22 protein-coding genes are annotated in these 20,899 nt (G+C 49.1%); all 22 read right to left on the bottom strand.

Features of this window, described 5'->3' with window-relative positions; all coding sequences use genetic code 11:
- Nucleotides 1-9 precede the first annotated feature (9 nt).
- Complete coding sequence (coaBC, locus tag DL94_RS0102040; RefSeq protein WP_028128712.1) at nt 10-1,215, bottom strand: bifunctional phosphopantothenoylcysteine decarboxylase/phosphopantothenate--cysteine ligase CoaBC; 1,206 nt, start codon at nt 1,213-1,215, stop codon at nt 10-12.
- Nucleotide 1,216: 1 nt separating this feature from the next.
- Nucleotides 1,217-1,453 (bottom strand): DNA-directed RNA polymerase subunit omega, encoded by a 237-nt coding sequence (gene rpoZ / locus DL94_RS0102045; protein WP_197020696.1) that lies wholly within the window; start codon nt 1,451-1,453, stop codon nt 1,217-1,219.
- The gene (gene gmk, locus DL94_RS0102050; RefSeq protein WP_028128714.1) at nt 1,453-2,055 is read right to left on the bottom strand and encodes a guanylate kinase; all 603 of its coding nucleotides are present in this window, start codon (nt 2,053-2,055) and stop codon (nt 1,453-1,455) included. Before gmk ends, rpoZ begins: the two co-directional genes overlap by 1 nt.
- Nucleotides 2,052-2,345, bottom strand: coding sequence for an extracellular matrix/biofilm regulator RemA (remA, locus tag DL94_RS0102055; RefSeq protein WP_028128715.1), 294 nt, complete (start codon nt 2,343-2,345; stop codon nt 2,052-2,054). The genes gmk and remA overlap by 4 nt, the downstream gene beginning before the upstream one ends.
- An 11-nt stretch (nt 2,346-2,356) precedes the next feature.
- Complete coding sequence (locus DL94_RS0102060) at nt 2,357-3,232, bottom strand: YicC/YloC family endoribonuclease (RefSeq protein WP_028128716.1); 876 nt, start codon at nt 3,230-3,232, stop codon at nt 2,357-2,359.
- Nucleotides 3,232-4,080 (bottom strand): diaminopimelate epimerase, encoded by an 849-nt coding sequence (gene dapF, locus DL94_RS0102065; protein ID WP_028128717.1) that lies wholly within the window; start codon nt 4,078-4,080, stop codon nt 3,232-3,234. Before dapF ends, DL94_RS0102060 begins: the two co-directional genes overlap by 1 nt.
- A gap of 631 nt (nt 4,081-4,711) precedes the next feature.
- Nucleotides 4,712-5,182, bottom strand: a complete 471-nt coding sequence (locus DL94_RS0102070; RefSeq protein ID WP_028128718.1) for a hypothetical protein — start codon at nt 5,180-5,182, stop codon at nt 4,712-4,714.
- A complete protein-coding gene (locus DL94_RS0102075; protein WP_028128719.1) occupies nt 5,182-5,595 on the bottom strand; it encodes a UPF0158 family protein in 414 nt (137 codons plus the stop codon). The genes DL94_RS0102070 and DL94_RS0102075 overlap by 1 nt, the downstream gene beginning before the upstream one ends.
- 90 nt (nt 5,596-5,685) lie before the next feature.
- On the bottom strand, nt 5,686-7,113 hold the full coding sequence (locus tag DL94_RS0102080) for an AsmA family protein (protein ID WP_028128720.1): 1,428 nt from the start codon (nt 7,111-7,113) through the stop codon (nt 5,686-5,688).
- A gap of 2 nt (nt 7,114-7,115) precedes the next feature.
- Nucleotides 7,116-8,486 (bottom strand): SGNH/GDSL hydrolase family protein, encoded by a 1,371-nt coding sequence (locus DL94_RS0102085; RefSeq protein ID WP_028128721.1) that lies wholly within the window; start codon nt 8,484-8,486, stop codon nt 7,116-7,118.
- Nucleotides 8,483-9,718 (bottom strand): tRNA nucleotidyltransferase/poly(A) polymerase-related protein, encoded by a 1,236-nt coding sequence (locus DL94_RS0102090; protein WP_028128722.1) that lies wholly within the window; start codon nt 9,716-9,718, stop codon nt 8,483-8,485. Before DL94_RS0102090 ends, DL94_RS0102085 begins: the two co-directional genes overlap by 4 nt.
- A gap of 46 nt (nt 9,719-9,764) precedes the next feature.
- Nucleotides 9,765-10,697, bottom strand: coding sequence for a homoserine kinase (gene thrB, locus DL94_RS0102095; protein WP_028128723.1), 933 nt, complete (start codon nt 10,695-10,697; stop codon nt 9,765-9,767).
- Between the two features lie 4 nt (nt 10,698-10,701).
- Nucleotides 10,702-12,000 carry a homoserine dehydrogenase gene (locus DL94_RS0102100; protein WP_028128724.1) on the bottom strand — a complete coding sequence of 433 codons (1,299 nt, stop codon included), beginning with the start codon at nt 11,998-12,000 and terminating at the stop codon, nt 10,702-10,704.
- A gap of 24 nt (nt 12,001-12,024) precedes the next feature.
- Nucleotides 12,025-12,471, bottom strand: coding sequence for an ACT domain-containing protein (locus DL94_RS0102105; RefSeq protein WP_028128725.1), 447 nt, complete (start codon nt 12,469-12,471; stop codon nt 12,025-12,027).
- A 162-nt stretch (nt 12,472-12,633) separates the two neighbouring features.
- On the bottom strand, nt 12,634-13,230 hold the full coding sequence (gene plsY / locus DL94_RS0102110) for a glycerol-3-phosphate 1-O-acyltransferase PlsY (protein ID WP_028128726.1): 597 nt from the start codon (nt 13,228-13,230) through the stop codon (nt 12,634-12,636).
- Nucleotides 13,230-14,561, bottom strand: a complete 1,332-nt coding sequence (gene der, locus DL94_RS0102115) for a ribosome biogenesis GTPase Der (protein ID WP_028128727.1) — start codon at nt 14,559-14,561, stop codon at nt 13,230-13,232. The genes plsY and der overlap by 1 nt, the downstream gene beginning before the upstream one ends.
- Nucleotides 14,562-14,582: 21 nt before the next feature.
- Nucleotides 14,583-15,989 (bottom strand): DUF512 domain-containing protein, encoded by a 1,407-nt coding sequence (locus tag DL94_RS0102120; RefSeq protein WP_028128728.1) that lies wholly within the window; start codon nt 15,987-15,989, stop codon nt 14,583-14,585.
- Nucleotides 15,990-16,082: 93 nt separating this feature from the next.
- Nucleotides 16,083-17,129, bottom strand: coding sequence for a 30S ribosomal protein S1 (gene rpsA, locus DL94_RS0102125; protein ID WP_231464468.1), 1,047 nt, complete (start codon nt 17,127-17,129; stop codon nt 16,083-16,085).
- A 2-nt stretch (nt 17,130-17,131) separates the two neighbouring features.
- Nucleotides 17,132-17,959: a 4-hydroxy-3-methylbut-2-enyl diphosphate reductase gene (gene ispH / locus DL94_RS0102130; protein ID WP_028128730.1), complete on the bottom strand. Its 828-nt coding sequence runs from the start codon at nt 17,957-17,959 to the stop codon at nt 17,132-17,134.
- A 132-nt stretch (nt 17,960-18,091) separates the two neighbouring features.
- Nucleotides 18,092-18,724, bottom strand: a complete 633-nt coding sequence (cbiE, locus tag DL94_RS0102135; protein ID WP_028128731.1) for a precorrin-6y C5,15-methyltransferase (decarboxylating) subunit CbiE — start codon at nt 18,722-18,724, stop codon at nt 18,092-18,094.
- The gene (gene cbiD / locus DL94_RS0102140; RefSeq protein ID WP_028128732.1) at nt 18,714-19,832 is read right to left on the bottom strand and encodes a cobalt-precorrin-5B (C(1))-methyltransferase CbiD; all 1,119 of its coding nucleotides are present in this window, start codon (nt 19,830-19,832) and stop codon (nt 18,714-18,716) included. The genes cbiE and cbiD overlap by 11 nt, the downstream gene beginning before the upstream one ends.
- A 42-nt stretch (nt 19,833-19,874) precedes the next feature.
- Entirely contained in the window at nt 19,875-20,864 is a 990-nt protein-coding gene (locus tag DL94_RS0102145; protein ID WP_028128733.1) for a lysylphosphatidylglycerol synthase transmembrane domain-containing protein, read from the bottom strand.
- Nucleotides 20,865-20,899: the final 35 nt, after the last annotated feature.

Consider the following 20,899-nt stretch of genomic DNA (forward strand, 5'->3'; position numbering starts at 1 on the left):
TTGTGTTTTTCACTTTAAAAGCGTTTCTAATTTATCTACGATGATATCTGCCAGCTGGCGCTTGCTCATCAAAGGATAGTTTTCACTCCGGCCATCACGGAAATAGAGCTGCACACGGTTGTTATCCACCGCAAAGCCGGCATCCTTAGCCGATACATCATTGGCTACGATAAAGTCCAGATTCTTTTTCGCCAGTTTCCTGCAAGCATACTCGGCGACATTGCATGTTTCGGCGGCAAAACCTACCAAAATCTGCTGCTGTTTCTTTTGCCCCAGTTCCCATAATATGTCAGGATTACGTACCAGGTGCAAAACCAGTTCATCATCACTTTTTTTAATTTTCTCAGGCGCAACCGTCTGCGGCCGGTAATCAGCCACTGCCGCCGACATGATTACACCATCTGCGCTGTCATACTCAGACAGTACGGCCTCGCGCATCTGCCGGGCGCTTTCGACACGCACGGTATGGATATTAGCCGCATCCGGGTCTTTAAGAAACGTAGGCCCGGCTACCAATGTTACCTGTGCACCGCGGCTGGCAAGAGCCTCGGCCACGGCAAAGCCCATCTTCCCCGTTGAGTGATTCCCGAGGTAACGTACGGGGTCCAATGGTTCAATCGTCCCCCCGGCTGTTACGATTATTTTCCTGCCGGCCAGGTTTTGTGTTCTGCCCATATAGGCGCAGACATAGTCCACAATATCTGCCGGTTCCGGCAGGCGTCCCCTGCCTTCCGCACCGCAGGCTAAATGTCCGGCAGCCGGTTCAATAATCATAACACCACGGCGTTTCAAGGTGGCAATATTATCCTGCGTCACCGGATTTTCATACATATTCGTATTCATCGCCGGAGCCATAATCACCGGTGCTTTCGTTGCCAGCAGCGTGGTGGTAAGCATATCATCGGCCATGCCGGCCGCAGCTTTAGCCAAAAGATTAGCTGTAGCCGGAGCAATCAGCACTAAATCAGCCAGATTGGCCAGGGCTATGTGCTCGACATTGTAATTGGTCACCTTATCCCACATGGAAGTATTTACCGGCTGACCGGTGATTTCCCGGAAGGTCAGTTCCGTAACAAAACTCGTGGCAGCTTTGGTCATAATGACATGAACCTCAGCCCCGGCCTTGCGCAGACGGCTGGCTATTTCCACAGCTTTATAAGCCGCAATGCCCCCTGTTACCCCCAGCAGGATTTTTTTTCCTGACAGCGCTTTCATCTTACAGGTCAGCCTTGGAAATCTTATAGTTAATTTTGCCTTCAGCAATCTCTTCTAAAGCATTGGTAACGTCCTTAGTGGATTTCATTTCGATATTCTTCAGTTCTTCACCATCTACCAGCTGACGGGCACGCTTGGACGCACAGACCACCAGACCATAACGGCTGTCTACCTGGGACATCAATTTATCCGTGGAAGGATTTACCATGCTCATTTCCGGTTTGCTCATTACTTTCATTACTTTGCCAACTCCTCAAATATTTCCTGATTTTTTTCTACACGGCAGTGTTCCGCCGTACGAATGGCCATAATACGGCTGACAGCTTTTTTCACCGTGTCATTTACAACAACATAGCCATACTTTCTGCCATCTTCGATTTCTTTTTTTGCCGAACCCATACGCTTGGCCAGGGATTCAGCAGTTTCCGAACCACGGCCGCGAATACGGCGTTCCAGCTCCGCCAGAGACGGCGGTACCAAAAAGATAAACAGGCCGTCCGGACATTTTTTCATAACGTTTAACGCACCCTGGGTATCTATTTCCAGTAAAATATCTTCCCCGGCGGCTAAGCGCTCCTCGATTTTGGCCAGCGGTGTGCCATAATAGTTGCCATAGACATTAGCATATTCCAAAAAACCGCCCTCGGCAATTTTTTTTTCAAAATCTGCTTTGTCCATGAAGTAATAATTCTTGCCTTCAACTTCTCCAGCCCGGGGCTGCCGGGTGGTAGCTGAAATAGAATAAGCCAGGTCCTGCGCCTGAGTCAGCAATTCACTGCATACTGTGCCTTTGCCGGTCCCCGACGGGCCTGAAACCACTATCAATAGTCCTTTTTTCATGCCTCTTCTTCGTCTTCCTTTTCTTTTTCCGTCTTTACTTCCACATCATCGTCATCTTCAACCCGGTGAGCCACCGTTTCCGGCTGCACCGCCGAGAGAATAACATGGTCACTATCCATGATAATAACCGCTCTGGTCCGGCGGCCATAAGTGGCGTCAATCAGGCGTTCACCGTCACGGGCCTCTTGAATAATGCGTTTTATGGGCGCCGATTCAGGGCTGACAATCGCAACAATACGATTGGCTGAAACGATATTGCCAAACCCGATATTGATGAGTTTGATATCCATTTATATCTCCCCTATTCGATATTCTGCACCTGTTCGCGAATCTTTTCGATTTCACTTTTCATATCAACAACCAGTTGGGCGACTTCGGTGCTGTTGGCCTTCGAGCCAATGGTATTTGTTTCCCGGTTGAGCTCCTGAATCAGGAAATCCAGCTTGCGTCCCACGGGCTCGGCTGCCTGCATGATTTTGCGGAACTGGCCGATATGACTTTCGAGTCTTACCACTTCCTCGGTGTAGTTTACCCGGTCCGCATAGATTGCCGTCTCCTGAATAATCCGCGCCTCATCCATTTCCTTACCGGCTAAGGCGTCTTCCACCATGGCCAGCAAATGGTTCCGGCGACTTTCCACAATGGCCGGTGCCAGCTGGCAGACAAGCTGGCGCATATCTGCCAGTTTGTCGAGCCGCTGGGCAAAGTCAGCCTCAATATGTGCCCCTTCGCTGCGGCGCATGGCGTCAAAAGCCGTCAAGGCCTCGGACAGTGCCTGAAACAATACGGGCTGCAAATCAGTCAGCTCTGTGCTTTGCTCTACCTTGAGAATATCAGGAAAGTTCACATAGACTGCGGCATCATCGGGGCGCGGAATATGCAGTGTATCACTTAGCTCATTAAGTGCCGCCTGATAGGACAGCGCCAGATTCTTATCCACCCGGATAAGCGTCTTACCTTCCCGTTTGTCAACATAGTTAATAAAAATATCAACTTTGCCACGGGCGGCTGTCTGGCTTATTTTCTGCCGCAGGGCATCTTCCCACTGGCTAAGCTGCCTGCCCATGTGAAAGTTCAGTTCCAAAAATCGCTGATTGACAGCCTTAAGTTCCACCGTGACTTTGTAATCAGCGGTTTCCACCGTGGCTGCCCCAAATCCGGTCATACTCTTTAACATTATCTGACCTCACAATCTGTGAGTTTGCCGGAAAACACTAATTCTGCCGGTCCCGTCATAAAGACATGGTTGTTTTCCGCCCACTTAACAATTAACCGTCCGCCGTCTAACTGTACCTCTGCCTCGCGGTCCAATTTGTCATTTAAGATACCGGCGACCACCGTAGCACAGGAACCCGTACCACAGGCCAGCGTCACCGCTGCACCACGTTCCCAGACACGCATGCGTACATGCCGGCGGTCTTTGACCTCGACAAATTCCGTATTGGTTTTTTTCGGGAACAAAGCGTGACTTTCAAACTGTCTGCCCAGTTCATAAATGGGGAAGTTTTCCGCATCATCGACAAAAATAACACAGTGCGGATTACCCATGGAAACAGCTGTCATTCTGTAGGTCTTACCGTCAACTGTGAGCGGTTCATCAATAACTCTTTGACCGTCAAATCCAGTTACGGGAATCTCCTCCCCTAACAGATGCGGTTCGCCCATATCTACCTTAACACCGGTCACCTGCCCGTTTTCCAGAATGATTTCCGGCACCAGAACACCAGCCCCGGTTTCCACGGTAAAGCAAGTTTTGTCTGTCAGGCCAAAATCATAGATATACCGGGCAAAACAGCGAATGCCATTACCGCACATTTCCGCCTCACTGCCGTCAGTATTGAAAATACGCATACGAAAATCAGCGCAGTCAGATGGCAGCACCACTAAAATACCATCAGCGCCTACACCATAATGACGGTCACAAACCTGCTGCGCCAGTTTGGCATAATCGGCAGGTACATCTTGCCGGCAGTCAAACAGAACAAAATCATTGCCACAACCCTGCCACTTCGTAAATTCCTTCATGTACTGCATAGCCTCCCGTCTTTTTCATTAACATATATAATAACTGCTTATACGCTTTTTTTCAAGGTTTTTCTCACGTTTTCGCCCTCATACACCACCAATTTAGTAAATATCAGTAAATTTTGTACTAACAATAAAATTGCAGTTTGACAGTCAATGAGTTCTTAAAAATATCCCGTTCATCCGTGCATAGGGTTCACGGGGGAGTAATTTTTCTGCCTCCAGCAAAGATATTTACAATTGTCACCAACCCGTTGCACCCGTAACAAGAACATCGATGTGCCTGCCCCTTATCACAGCGAAGAATACATTTAATACATACGTTTCTTAGGGCGGAGGTAGTGATGCTTTTCGCAGTGGAACGACTGTCCGAACGTAGTGAGGACTGGCCCACAAACCACAGCCCCTGGAAACTGAGATGAACAATCGCGCCGACTGCTTGCCGGCGCATGTAGCTGGAAAAGTCCATACTTTTGCTGGTGGGTCATTTAGTGAAACAGCGAAAAGTATTACCACCTCCACCCAACTGAGCTGTAACAAATAAAAGTAAGCAGGCAATGACCGTCAAACTTCCATAAAAAACTCCCGTTGACGCGCATTTTTCCGTCAACGGGAGCTATATGATATTCGTTTAAAAAATCGTCCACAACACCAACAGCACAGCCAACAACAATTTAACCCCGATTGTCACCAACGACAACAACGTCCAGGGCGAATCCATATCGTCTAGCTGTTCCAGCAGGATAGCTGTCACATCAGCCGACTCGGCCTTTAGGGCACGCAGCTGATAAAAATTATGAGTTGAATCAATAAACAGCGCTGCCACAGCCAGATAAAAAGCCACTAACTGCCAGGGACGAAAATCAACATACTGATAAGTGAAAAACATCCCCACGCAGTCAATAAGCAGCAACAACGCACCGACAATGAAAAACATCCGGCCTATATAAGCTCCGGAAAAGAACTTACCCATGGACTCGATTTCTTCCCGTTGCTCCTGCTGCTCCTCCTCGTTGTCATTATTCAGCCTGTCCATCAGCATTTTTAAGGACGAACCGGTAACAAACAGCCAAAACAACGCATAACACTGTATCATAAACATTAGGCATCCTCATATTCCAAAGCATTTTCCTCGCAAAAATCACGAGCCATAGCTTTAAATTGATCCAGACAGAAATTTTCCCAGGCCTGCTGCAAAAACAAATGCTTTACCTGCTGGCGGAATTTCAGCGCCGGCGAGGTGCCCTGCAAAATGCCGTTCAGGCGTTCCCTGACCTCGGGGCGCTGGTTATCAGCAAAGCGCTGCATCATTTCCCCTTCTGCCGCATCTACGGCATTGGGCAGCGGCAGATAATGCTGCCAGTCATCTTCTATGTCAAAAACATGATTCATGGCCTCTTCCTCGCCTAAATCATCCTGCAGAAAAACAACCCTGCCGCTGGCAATATCAATATATCCCTGATGCATGTCCGACTGAGACAAGGCCTCAGCCAGGTCCTGTATATTAACTTTCATGGGTTTCTACTTACCTCCCCCAAAGAATGTATTTCTATTTTCTACCATTTTGGGAGAAAAAGCAAGAGGCGAATACTTATTTCTGCCAGCTTACTCATAAGGGTCAATAGTTCCCAGAGAATTACCGTCAATATCACGTAATTTTATCGGATTAAGAATTAGCTTATTATCCTTAATCCGCAAACCATCTGTATGAACCGTAAAGCCCGCAAACTCAATGGCCACATCATAAAACCTTAAATCACGGTAGCTTTGGTCAAAACGGCCGGAAATACGCTTGAACGGAATCAGGCTGTAGCGTCCTTCCCCGGAAGTAAAAGTCCCATTGGTCGTTGTTTCTCGGCCGCTGCCTTTGGAATAGAGATTTATATCCAAATCCACAGGGCAGGACAAGGAACTTCCGGGCAGGGCCTTTTTCGCCTGCAGATTCTCCCCCTTGCCATGCAGCCAGTAGTAGCGCGTATCGAGGTCATAGACGCCGTTAGCGGTCAGATGACCGTCATATACATCGGCCTCCACGTCGGAGAAATACAGTTTTTCCCCATCGTAATCAAGACGCCCCATGACATTTTTAAAGCTCAGTCCGGGAATATGCAGGTCTTTCATCGTAACACGGCCATCACCATCAAAATTATTCAACGGGCCGCGCAGCCGGCTCTCAAAGGTCATTCTATCATGAATGTTTATGCCCATATCCAGCGATGATGGGTCGACTTCCAAAAAGACCAGCCGCAAATCCCCTTCCGGCACTTCTTCACCGTTAAAATCAACCGTGCCCCTTAATTTAACGCCATTACCAATCATCGTGCCGCCAAAAGCGCCCGTGGTAAGGTCAAGTTTCATTTCATCATCGGTGTTTATATCAGCAAACAGGTTTACACGTGACAGCAGATAATGACGTGCTTTATAGAAAACCTCCAGCCGGCAGTCCTCAAAGCGCAGCTTTAGACGGATTTTCTTTTCTTCACGGTCAAAGTTGCTCCAGTCATTTGCCATTTTTTCCGCCCGTTTACGGCGGCGGATTTCGCCAATACGCTTGCGTTCCTCTTCACTTTTGCCGACCAGACTGACCTTCTTCTGCCAGTCCTCATCTTTCTCTTTTACCTTCCGCATTTCCGGAGATTGCTGAATGAAATCCACTGACATGTCATCGTTTAAATGAATAGATACAGCTGCATTCTTTATGGTCAGTTCCTGCAAAGTGGTGGACTTGATATGACCGATAACAACATCCCAGGGACGGGCCTGAAAACTGCCTTCGGGCACGAGCAGGAGCAGATGGCCATCGTTATCATACCATTTTAAATTGGTAAAAGTAACATAGCCATTTATATGGGCCACTATTTTTTCAGCCATTACCGTGCCTTTAAGCATGTCCTGCTCATTCATGGCCTTATTGAAAATACCTGCGGCTCCACGGCTGAAAACTTCCAGTATCAGAAATGCCGTTATACATATAACCAGCACTGTAGTCCCCAATACTCTTTTCCAATGCGTTCGAAGCCACAATAATTTCATCGTTAATCCTCCTCATCGTGCTGCAGCAGCTTGTCAGCCTGCAGCTTAACCTGAGGCCAATCTGCGTTGATTTTTTCCCCCATGAGTTTCTTGCCGGAGGCGTCGGGATGCAAGCCATCAAGTCCGTATTCTGTGGGCAGCAGGCCGCCAAGACTGGGAATTGCTGCTGCCGTATCAATATGCACCTGCGTACGGATAAAGGCATTTACCACAGCCAGACGCAGCTGCCAGTCCGGAGCAGTGTCCTCTTTAAAGATATGCTGGATATTATCCGGATTTAAAGCCGGCAGGGTTAAAAGTATCGGTCTTATATCATTTTCCAGACAACGCCGCTGTATTTCCTGCAGGCATTCAATAACCCCCTGCGGGTCCGCACCGGCACGCAGGCTGTTGCTGCCGGTCATAATCAGCAGATAGCGTGGATGAAAGGGCAGTACATCACGATTGAACCGTTCAAGTGTCATCTGCGCCGTATCGCCGCTTTGTGATAGGTTTATCGTCGGAAATGATAAATAGCTTAAATAACTGAATTCAAAATCCGCGGGGCCAAAGGAGAAATGTCCGCCGCCATGACTGATACTATCCCCCAGTACGCCCACTTCCCATTTGTCCTCAGGCGAAACTCTGTAATACTGTGGCTCAGACCAGGTTCCCCAGGGCTGCCCCTCCGCATCAAAAGACCGCACGCGCCAGTAAAAGCCACGGGCATAAGGCCTGGGTTCCGTATCGTAAAGTTCGGGCATGTCAGCCGTCAGCACGGCCAGCTGTCTGGCCGCGGGGTTGGTGACAGGATTTTCATCATACAGGACTATTTCATAACTTTTAGCCTTAGCCTGCTGCACCCAATGATAGACAGGGTAAAGCAGTACGCGTCCATTCTCCCCGTTATAATCTGCCACCGGCAGCGGTGCATTCATTATGGGAATATCCGCACTCGTCCACAGCTCCTGCAATTTACTGAACGTAGTTAAAGGCTTGTCGTCAAAGTCCATGGAACGGACACGCCAGTAAATAGGGCCTTTGCCCAAAACAGCACTGGCAAAATCTGCCAAGGGAGGATTATAGCGGTTTTGATAAACACGCCGGTTGCGAAACGCTGCTGACGGCGACTCACTATCCGCTTTTATAAAAAGGGGCTTGGAGGTAAAGAATTCCACTTCGTAGAATACAGCATTAGTATCCTTTTCCCACTCAATAACCGGTGAAAAAGAAACCGGAGCCGCCTGGCTGGTTGTGAGCATCTCAATATTCCTGGACTCAGTATCATTTTGTAATTTTTGCTGATAAAGAATCGCTCCTAAAACACCGCCTATAATAAATACCGTCAGCGCAAAAATAAGCATATACGTTCGGTATTTGCGCAATAACTTCATTTTAACCTGTCACCTTGCATTCTCTGATAGATTTTTATTTGTTCCGCACGGACCCAGGCCCCGATTGCCGGTCCTTTGAGGCCTGCCGGAGCCAGTTTTCCGTTTACCTGCTGCATTCTGCTTATCAACGACTCGGCTTGTTCCAGATAAGACGGCAGGCTATGATGGTCCGCCCGGATAACGGCCTGAAAATCTGCTACGGCTAAGGGAGCAGCTGCGATATCCAATAGCAGTTCGACGATTTTCCCTGGCTTTTCCAGCCGCGGGGCACGCATATGCTGACGAATGACAAACAGGCCTGCCTGCAGGAATTTTTTAGGCATGGTCATTCGCTTATTCCAGGCGTGCAAAACATCTATACCCTTGGATTCATGACCGTAATGATGCGGCAGCATCGCCTGCGGTGTCCTGCCCTTGCCCAGGTCATGTACAAGACCGCAGAATCTGGCTAAAACAGATTCTGTTTCTGCGGCCACAGTGTCAACGACCAACATTGTATGGGCAAAAGCATCGCCTTCAGGATGAAAAGCCTGTGGCTGTGTCTTGCCAATAAGGGCCTGCAGTTCCGGAAAGGTTACAGACAACAAATCTGTCTCGGCCAGAGCCCGGAAAAACAGCGATGGCTGCGGACTAGCCAATGCACGCAGCATTTCCTGCCACAAGCGTTCCGTTGGTTCAGCAGCCAGTTCAGTGCGGCACTCCTGCATAGCCGCTTTGATTTCCGGCGATAAGACAAAACCAAATTCCGCCCCCTGCCTGGCCGCCCGCAACGCCCGTACCGGGTCCTCAGCAAAGTGTTTTGATACGGGACGCAGTACACCTGCAGCCAGGTCAGCCCGTCCATTAAACGGGTCATATATCTGCCCTTCCGGCAGTTCCATAGCCATACTGTTAATGGTCGTATCGCGGCGGAATAAATCCTCCTCCAGTGTCACCTCACGGCTGTAATCGACTTTAAAGCCCCGATAGCCCTGGCCATTCTTCTCCTCTTTGCGGGCAAAAGCCACTTCCGCATATTGACCGTCAATTGTTACCAGATAAACAGGAAATGATTTTCCCACTCTTTTGGCGTCCGGAAAAATCCGCTGAAAATCAGCCTCGGTAATATTGCAGACCAAATAATCCTTATCATGGGGCGTCACCTGACGCAGATAATCGCGTACCCAGCCGCCGACAATAAAAATCCTGGCGCCTGCTGCCCGCAGGTTGTTTACAAATACTGTTTCTGTCATTTTCATCACAACTCACAAAAGCCTCCCCAGACGGGGAGGCTTTATCTCATTTATCATTTAATATATGCGCTCCGCGTGTATCCAAATCTAATATCATAATATCAGACTTTACGCCATGACGCAAAAAACATTCCTGCATTGCCTTTCCTACAGCCTCTTCCACATGATGACGCTGCAAGGTATAAGCTATCAGGCAGGGACCGGCACCGCTAAGGCTGGCACCTAAGGCTCCTGCTTTGCGGGCTGCGGCAAAAACATCATACATTCCCGGAATCAGCGGGGCACGATATGGCTGATGCAAAGCGTCCTCAAAGACATTCTTTAAGAACTTTTCGTTGCCCTTGCACAAGGCAGCCACGAGCATACCAGCCCGGCCAATATTATTTATGGCGTCCTTCAGGGATACTTTTTCCGGCAAAACCTCACGCGCTTTGCGTGTCGATAACGGGAAATCAGGAACCGCCACGACTAATTTAAGCCGCAGTTTGGGAATGAAAGTGAAACACTCTACCTCACCCCTGGTTACTGTACTGACCGTAAAGCCACCATAAATGGCCGGCGCCACATTATCCGGATGACCTTCGATATCCGTGGCAAACTGCAGCAACTCCCGCCGGCTGAAACGATTATCCAGCAGGATATTAGCTGCTTTAAGACCGGCTACGATGGCCGTCGCGCTGCTGCCCAGTCCCCGGGAAAGCGGCACTTGATTTTCCATATGAATAACCGCACCCGGATACTTTTTTTCCATATGCGCCTGTTTTAACAGATACTGCACAGCACGCCAGACTATATTACGTTCGTCCACCGGTATATTCTGCGCCCCTGCTCCTTTGATGGTTATCTGACAGCCGGGTTCCGTTGTCAGGCGCAGCTGCAAATCATTATAGACCGTACAGGCAAGTCCGATGGAATCAAAGCCCGGCCCGCAGTTGGCACTGGTTCCCGGAACCCGTACCCAAATACTACGACTATCCAAGCGCTTACCCCCGTTCCTGTTCTACACGGATAACACTGCGAATTTCATCGACTACGTCCAAAGCCGCCAGCGCTGACAGGGCGGCCTGCATCTGTGCATGCTCTACGCGGTGCGTGATAGCCACAATTTCTGCATGGTCGACCACATTGCGCTGCGTCTGAATTACCGATTCCAGGCTGACCCCGGCATTACCAAAGGCCGTAGCGACATAGCCCAGTACGCCCGGCTTATCATCAACCAGCAGCCGCACATAATAGGACGATTCCGTTTTATCCAGCGGACAAAGCGGCTTATCTTCATAGCAGGTGCAAAGTACCCGGCCAAAAGTCCCTCGGACAATATCACGGGAAACATCAATAATATCGGAAACAACAGCCGACGCCGTGGGCAGTGAACCTGCCCCCTGCCCATAGAACATAGCCTCGCCAATGGCATTGCCCCGAACAAAAATCGCGTTAAATACACCATTTACCGACGCCAGCGGATGTTCCTTCGGCAGGAATACAGGATGGACACGCACGTCCACACCAAGCTCGGGAATATCCTTACCCACAGCCAGCAATTTTATCACATACCCCAGGTTTCTGGCGTAATCAATATCATCAGGCGTAATCTTCGTAATGCCTTCCACAGATACGTCTTTTAACTCTACTCTGGTATTAAAAGCAAGCGAGGCCAAAATTGCCGCCTTGCGGGCAGCATCCAAGCCGTCTACATCGGCCGAAGGATTAGCCTCCGCATAACCTTTTTCCTGAGCCTCTTTCAGTACACTATCATAATCACTGCCGCACTCAGTCATTTTCGTCAGCATGTAATTAGTAGTGCCGTTGACAATGCCCATTATCTCCGTTACCTGATTGGCAGTCAGGCACTGTTTTAAAGGAGTGATAATAGGAATGCCGCCGCCGACACTGGCCTCAAAGAGAAAATCCACATTCTTTTCTTCAGCCATGGCAAACATCTCTTTGCCGAACTGGGCCACAACATCCTTATTCGCGGTGACTACACTTTTACCAGCCGCCATGGCCTTAAGCATGTAGTCCTTGGCAGGATTAAGTCCCCCCATGAGTTCGACCACAATATCGATTTCCTTATCATTTAAGATATCATCGATATTGGTAGTCACCTTATAACCATCTAAAAAAGGGCGTACCTTGCTGGAATCACGCACGAGCACCTGCTGCACCTGCAGCTCTGCGCCAACGCGTTCAGTAATTTGCCGGCGGTTCATCTCTAAAACTTTGATGACGCCCGAACCAACTGTTCCAGCGCCAAGGATTCCGATCTTAATAACCTTCTGCATGTGGTACACCCCTTTTTAATTTGCTTATGCCTGTCCGAGAACTTCCAAACGCTTTACGCCATCTACCATGCGCAGTTTATCCAGGAGCGCCTCCAAATCTACGCTGAGATTCATGGTCTCAATGGATACCGTGGCATTGGCCACCCCCTGCAAGGGAATGCCCTGGTTGATGGTCATAACGCTGCCGGAATCGGCAGAAATCGTCTTCAGCACATTGGACAGTACACCTTTTTTGTGTTCCAGCAGGAAAGTCAACGTGACAATCTTATTCTGGCTGGCTTCATAGAAGGGGAATACATAATCCTTATACTTGTAATAAGCACTACGGGACAATTCCATCTTTTCTACAGCTTCATTGATGGTGCGTGCGTCACCACGCTTAAGCATTTCTTTAACTTTGATAGTCTTTTTTATAGCTTCCGGGAGAATTTCTTCACGGACAAGGAAAAAACCACTTTTCTGTTCGTTCATCATTACGCCTCCAATGGATAATATTCTACTGACAAAAGATAGTATACCATACGTTGTATACATTTGTCACTTATAAATTTTACAAACGTCTACATTACCCATACTTTTTTTACGTTAATTGTATCATTTGAGCTAAAATAATAGTATATTTAACACATTTTATTAGCTTTTAGCTGCCTTTATTTTACTTTCAGTACCATTTAAAAGACGGCCAATATTGGCATGATGACGAATAATGATAAAGGCTGCCGCCAAAACACCAAAGAGAATAAACGGCAGTTCATAACCCAGCAGCCAGGCCAGCAGCGGTACACAAGCTGCAGCCACCATCGAACCTAAGGAAACATACCCCGTAATCTTCACAATGGCCAGCCAGATAAGGAATACAATCAGGGCTGGCAGAGGCATCAGTACTACCATAACACCCAGGCCCGTAGCTACACCTTTGCCGCCTTTGAACTTCAGGAACAACGAACAGGAATGCCCCACGATGGCCAAAATGCCACAGATAATCATAAATACAGGTGTACCTACCAGCAGGGAACCGGCGTAAACACTGACAGCTCCCTTGGCAAAATCCAGCAGGAAAATTGCCGTACCGGCAGTTTTGCCCAGTGTACGCCAGGCATTAGTAGCCCCGATATTTTTACTGCCATGCTCACGCAAGTCCGTATGCCAAAAAACTTTTCCGAGCCAAAGGCCATTGGGAATCGAGCCCAGAATATAAGCCAGTATTCCTGCTATAAGCATATTTTCCATCAGTAATCCTCCTCCTCGTCACGTGCCCGTACAATCAGACGTATAGGCGTTCCCTCGAAACCATACATTTCACGCAGGCGGTTTTCAATAAACCGCAGATAGGAGAAGTGCATAAGTTCCGGGTCATTGACGAAGATGATGAACTTCGGCGGTTTGATATCGGCCTGCGTCATAAAGAGAATCTTTAAGCGGCGGCCACGGTGCATCGGCGGCGGATTGATGGATACCGCATCGCGTATGAGTTCGTTAAGGACGCTGGTCTTGATACGCATGGACTGCTGTTCAGCCACGTATTTAACCAGTTCCGTCACACGGCCGACGCGCTGACCGGTCAGTGCCGACGCATAGAGTACCGGAGCATATTGCAGAAAACCAATTTCCTCACGCAAATCTTCAGTAAAGCGCAGGGTTGACTTGTCATCTTTTTCAGGATAAATATCCCACTTGTTGACAACAATCACTACGCCCTTACCGGACTCATGCGCATAACCGGCAATCTTCTTATCCTGTTCGGTGATACCTTCAAATGCGTTAATTACCATCAGCACAACATCGGCACGGTCGATAGCACGCAGGGAACGCATCACGCTGTACCGCTCTACCGGTTCATCAATCTTGCCGCGGCGGCGCATACCGGCCGTGTCAATCAGCATAAACTTCATATCGTCTTTGACGAAATGCGTGTCAATGGCATCACGGGTGGTGCCGGCCACATCACTGACGATAACTCGTTCTTCGCCAAGCAGCTGGTTAACGAGCGAGGACTTGCCGACATTCGGACGGCCGATAACGGCAATACTGATTTCGTCCTCGTCCTTTTCTTCCGGCACTTCTTCGGGGAAGGCCGCTACGATAGCGTCCAGCAGGTCGCCCAGATTCATGACGTTGGTAGCCGACAGGGGAATCGGGTCACCCAGGCCCAGATTATAGAACTCATAAATGTTCATTTCGAGCTGGGGGCTGTCAATTTTATTGACACCCAGGATTACCGGCTTTTTCGTATTGCGCAGAATCTTGGCCACTTCTTCATCAGAGGTTGTCAGACCTGCCCGGCCATCAACCAGGAAGAGAATTACATCCGCCTCTTCCATGGCTATTTCCGCCTGGCTGCGCATGGATTTTAAAATATGGTTGCTCTCATCAAATTCGATACCACCGGTATCAATCATGGTAAACTCATGGTTCAGCCATTCTGCGTCCAGATAAATTCTGTCCCGGGTAACGCCGGGCATATCGTCAACGATGGAAACACGTTTCTTGCCAATCTGATTAAACAGCGTGGACTTGCCCACATTTGGGCGTCCGACGATGGCAACGATAGGTTTGCTCATTGTCAGCCTTCTTTCTTGTACTTATTCCACAGGTTTCGTATAACCTGCATTACTCTGCCAGGTATAGGCAGTTTCGCCGCTGCGGTTCTTATGATAATTTGACCAGTCAGTAAGTGCATGGTAGTAATCTGCCCCACCTTGCACCGGTTCTACGCGGATATCCCGGAAATGCGCGGCAAATTCCTGCAGGCTCATATCGTCAAGGAAGATATCCTCCCCCGCCCTAAGTGCCGGTTCGGGGATAATCAGTGCCTGCCGCTTATCACCTTCAGGCATAGCCTGCAAGGTATCGATAATATCTTGCGCTGTCAAAAGTCCCGATACATTGACCGTCGAACCAAAATGCTTATTCTCCACAGGGACAATACGCACCTGCAAATTGCGGACATGCAGGGACTTAGCCAATTTTTCCAAAACCGGCGCAACAGCGGTTCCCGTAACCACATCAATCACAAATGGTTCGTCGTAGCCGTCTGACATGTCAAAATCCTGACATGTCATTTCCCAGTCATTGATAAAACTGCGCGTCAGGCCAATGCCATTATCGAGCTGCGGAAAGCCGTCATAGAAATCCGTAGGCGGTACGTCACGCCCGGCCAGGAAGTAAAATTCATCTCCCAGATAGAGGAAAGTACGGCCTTCTTCCTGCTGAAATTTACGCTGCCACTGCTCGACCATATCAATAACCTTGCCGGCACTTTCCCGGTCAAACTGCTGCAGGGGATACGGGTCAGTGCGGTATTTGGTGATACCCACAGGCACTATAGCCATGGACAGGGCATGCGGACGTCGGGCGGCGATTTCGCGAATAGAACGTTCCAATTCTTCGCCGTCATTAAGGCCTGCGCAGAGCACAATCTGCGTATGGTATTCAGCGCCGGCCTTTTCCAGATTTTCGAGCTGCTCGGTAATCCGCGCCGCCCCCTTGCAGCGCAGCATCTGGGCCCTGAGTTCCGGATTCATACACTGCACTGATACATAAAGCGGTGACAGATGGAACTGCTCAATCCGCTTAAAATCTGCCGGCCCCATATTGGTCATGGTCACAAAGTTACCATAGAGGAAGGACAGGCGGTAATCATCATCTTTAATCGACAGGCTGTCCCGCATATCCGGGGCAATCATATTGACAAAGCAGAAATAGCAGTTATTGGCACATTTGCGAATGCCGTCAAATACTGCCGACTCAAACTCCACACCGAGTTCTTCATCAAAATCCTTGTCAAAGGAAATGATTTCCCGGTCACCATCGGCATGTTCTACCAGCAGGTCAATTTCTTCATCGGCCATGGCAAAACTCACATCAATAATATCACGCAGTGGCTGCTCATTGATGGCGATGATTTTATCGCCGGGAGCCAGCTCCAGTTCTTCAGCCAGACTCCCCTCATTTACTCGGGAAATTATCCCCGCGTATTCCTTTCTCATATATTTATATCTCTTTCATTCTAGTTCTAATTAAACAAAGGAGTGATGGAAAACATCACTCCCCTGAGTTTATTCATTTATTTAGCTAAGCTCTTAGTTAGCTTTCGTGATGGACAGCGAAATGCGTTTACGCTTCGTGTCGATGCGCAGAACCTTAACCTTAACTTCATCGCCAACATGAACAGCCTCATCAGCACGTTCAATGCGCTTTTCAGCCAATTCACCCATCGGAATCAGGCCATCAAAGCCCGGTTCGATTTCCATGAAAGCACCGAAATCAGTCAGTTTGATGATTTTGCCTTCAATGATGTCGCCTTCAGCATACTTTTCAGCATTATCGAGCCACGGATCACGCATGGTGTCTTTTACGGACAGGGAAATGCGCTTTGCATCCTGGTCGATGCTCTTAACGTAAACATCGAGTTCCTGACCAACTTCGAGGACATCAGACGGATGCTTAACACGGTTCCAAGCCAGGTCGGAGATATGTGCCAAACCATCTACGCCGCCGATATCGATGAATGCACCGTAGTCAACGATACGCTTAACGGTTCCGCGAACCACCGTATCAGCCTGCAGATTGGAGAATACTTCGTCTTCCTTCTCAGCACGTACAGCCTCGAGGAGCTTACGGCGGGAAAGAACGAGACGCTGCTTGTGAACATCGATTTCGATGATTTCACATTCAACAGTCTGGCCAACATATACAGACAGATCCTTCACGAAGTGAAGTTCCATCTGGGAGGCCGGAATGAAACCACGGAGACCGTTAACGGAGGCAACGAGGCCGCCCTTAACAACCTGGTTAATCTGAGCCTGAACGGTTTCGCCGCGTTCCATGATAGCTTCCATATCTTTCCAGGCAACCATGCGGTCAGCTTTCACCTTGGAAAGGATACCGCCGTTGTCGCCGCCCAGGGAAACGATGTAAACATCGATTTTGTCGCCAACTTTTACTACGTCCTCAGCGGACTCCGGAGCCGGGTAAGCCAGCTCGCGCTTCGGAATAGCAATTTCCTGCTTGTATCCGATATCAACATAGGCCTCATCACGGGAAACCTGGATAACTTCACCGGTTACAACGGTGCGCTCCTGGATATCCGGCATTGCATTTTCAGCCTCTGCTAAGAGTTCTTCCATATTCATCTGTTCTGACACTTTTTATATACCTCCTTGATAATCCAGTCAGGTGTTGATGCACCTGCTGTAATACCAATTTTTTCAATTTTATCAAACCACTCGTCCTGCAGTTCCTCTGCAGTTTCGATGTGGTAAGTTAAGCATTTTTCTTCGCAAATCCGCGCTAGTCGCGTGGTGTTGGCACTGTTTTTACCGCCAATCACCAGCATTAAATCGACCTTAGCCGCCAAAGCCAAAGCTGCTGCCTGCCGCTGATCTGTAGCTGTACAAATGGTGCGCTGTATGCGTATATCACGGGACTTTTCCAATAACCGTGACACAATCTGCTTGAATTTAGCACCGGAGAATGTCGTCTGACATACAATCCCTAACTTAGCGCAGGAATGTAATGCCTCTGCCTCTTCCTCTGTCTCCACAATTGCCGCTTTACCGTCAGACCATTCAAAAATACTGTGGACCTCCGGATGACGCTTTTCACCGATAATGACAACACTATAGCCATCATCAACCAGCGCTTTTGCGGAAAGCTGTGCTTTTTTTACATGAGGACAAGTCGCATCCACCAGTTCAAGCCCGCGTTTTTTCGCCTCGGCGTAAATCTTCGGACCTACACCATGCGAACGAATTATTATCGTCCCTTCGTCCATCTCCGCCAATTCGTCAACAGTACCAACGCCCTCATTTCGCAAGCGTTCCACCATCTGCGGATTATGAATTATCGGTCCCAGTGTGCAGGCTTTGCCATCTGAAGAAGCATTCTCTTGAGCGATGGTTATGGCGCGCTTTACACCATAACAAAAGCCTAGATAATCTGCTAAAATGACTTCCATACATCAACCACCATAATTTAATTATGCGAAATTGGTATAGGACATACCCTTTTTCACAATCTATCATACATAATAGCATAGCCAGACGGCATTTGGCAAGAAAATTTTTGACAATTGACCTTTATTTTTTTGTCAGTTCCTGGCTTTAACCACCAGTATGCAATGTCCCTGGACAGCAATTGTCCCGGCATTACCTAAAGTAGTAGTAACAATTTCTTCGTCCGGATAAGACAACCGGCTGCAGATATACAGGCTGGTATCCGCAGGCCAGCCGTTCTTTAGCAATAGTTCGGGAATTGTATGCGAATTGTATTTGCCATCAGTCAGCATGCCCATGATTTTGCCGGGAGCATAATTTATGGCGTCAGCTGCTGGCTCGCGGCCATGAAAACTCACCCACTGGGCATCATGCCACGGCAGGGCCAGGCTGGCAAAGGCATATTGCATAGCGCTTATGCCGGGAATAACCTGTAAAGACTCAGGAGAAAACTCCCGGCGCAGGGCATCAAGCAGTGAGTAATAGCCCGGGTCCCCCGAAACCATCACCACCACATTATGCTCAGTCAGCTGCGACGCCATAAACGCCATAACGCCCTTGATATCTGCCGTAACAGCCATTGTTTCCTGCCCGGCATGGGCAAATTGTGCCAGAGCACGCCGGCCGCCGACTAGTACCTTGGCTGACTTGATGGCCTGCAATGCTTTAGGAACAATATAAGCCTCATTTCCCGGGCCGATACCGGCGACAATTATCTTATGTTTCATCTTGTACCTCCCAGCCCCAGGCTCTGCCCATTTGCGCAGCCATGTCATCCATGCCCAAGAGTTCACCTGTAAGGCTCACCAATACTGTCCCCACCTGCACCTTTTGGAACAGATAACGCTCTGCCCGCATACTGGCCTGTTGGGCCAGGCGCCGGCAAACTGTCTGCCGCAGATTATACGCCGTCAGTACCGCCAGAGCATCTTCCGTGGTATTGCTGGCCAGCAGTTGCTGTACCCCCTGCGTACTCATGCCGGCCGCCGCAGCATAGGCCGACATGGTTTCCAGCCGGGCATCGGCAATGCGGTTATGCGTATAAAACACCCCGGCCGCTACTTTCACCAGCTTGCCGATATGACCAAAGAGCATAATCCGTTTAACATCGCGTTTGGCTGCCGCCTCCAGCATAAAGCCGATAAAATTACTTGTCTGCACCATGGCCTCCTGAGGCAGCTGCCAGCGCAAGGCAATTCGTTCCCCGATTTTTCCCGGCACAAAGATTAAATCGGCAAAACCTGCAGCTCTCGCCACATCAATCTGGGGCACCAGTGAATTTTTAAAGCCCTCTTCCGACATTGGACGCAGGACGCCTGTTGTACCAATCACCGACAGGCCGCCTTCCACCCCGAGGACAGGATTTAATGTCTGCCGGGCCAGTTCTACACCGGCCGGAATGGAAATCGTAACCTCCAGTGGCAGGTCCTCACGGCCTGATAATTCAGCCACAACCTGCCTGATAAGCTGCCGGGGGCCGGGATTGATGGAAGGTTCCCCCACCGCCACCGATAAGCCTGGTTTGGTAACGCGGCCGATTCCCTCACCGGCCTTAAAGATTATTTCGCCCTGCTCTCCCGGCAAATGACGCACCGCTGTGAACACGGAAACGCCATTGGTAATATCCGGGTCATCCCCGGAAAACTTAATTACCTCTGCCTCCAGCCCTCTGGCCGTTTCCCGTACTGCCTGCACAGGAATAATCAGCTTTGTGCCGTCCAGGGCTGTAAGTTCGACGTTTTCCCATTCCAGCCCGGCCTCGTATAATAGAACAGCTTTTACCCCGGCTGCAGCACATGCACCGGTCGTGTAGCCGCTGCGTAATTCATCTGCCACAAAAATCCCTGCCTTTCAAAAAAGCCGCCATAACGGCGGCTTTTATTTATTCAACTGACGATTGAGGAAATCACGGCCAAAAACAGTCAGTGTATAGTAGAAACCAATTAAGAAAGGAATATACTCTGCGATAAGCCGCCAGCATACGGCCACAATCCCTACGGTTCCGGCAGGCACCGTTTCACTGAAGAGCAGTACAAAGCCGCCTTCAGCAATGCCCGAACCTCCGGGAGTCGGCGTAAAATACAGGAGCATATTGAGGAATATCATGCGCCCCATTACCGTGTACCAGTCCGCGTCCGTAACGCCCAGTCCGAGCAAAAGACAGGGAACTATTGCATAAATGCACAACAGGTTAAGGCCTGACTCCACAAACACCAGGAGCATTTTCCACGGCGCCTGCAGGAGCAGATTGATAGCACACTTGGTATCGCGGTAAAAGGCAAAAATCTTGCGGCGGCGCTGATGGCGCATGTGCCGGGTAAAGCGGATAACAAAAAAATCCAAAAAGCCCCTTCTTGCCCCGATTACAATAGCTACAATGACCACAAAAGCTGTAATTGTTATGGCCATCAGTGTCGTATTGGATACGCCCGGCACAATGCCATTATCATGCATAAAGATAAACGGCATACAAAGCACCAGAAAGAAAATCGACAGCAGCGTGCGGACGATAACCAAAACAGTAGCCTTGCCCGTAGGCACACCGGCATGACGCAAAAACATCAGCTGGGCCACAGCCCCGCCCGTCGCCCCGGGAGTCAGCAAAGCCAGGAAGTAATTGCCAAACACGACCTGTACCGCTTGATATAAAGTTATTTTCTCATTGGATATCTTTACCATGTGCATCAGGCGGCTGCCATCAAAGAACATGCCCAACGCCACGGCAAAAACGGCCAAACCAATCGACCACGGCTGAAACTGATTAAGATTCTGCAGGGTATTGATATCCACGGTAGTGTAAATAACCACACCGGAAATTATCACAACCAGCAATATTAAACCAATAAACCGCTTGTAAAATTTATTCATGCAAACCGTCCCTCAGGATAGTTATTTATTCGCCC

This window comes from Selenomonas sp. AE3005 (assembly GCF_000686945.1).
Classification (GTDB): Bacteria; Bacillota; Negativicutes; order Selenomonadales; family Selenomonadaceae; genus Selenomonas_A.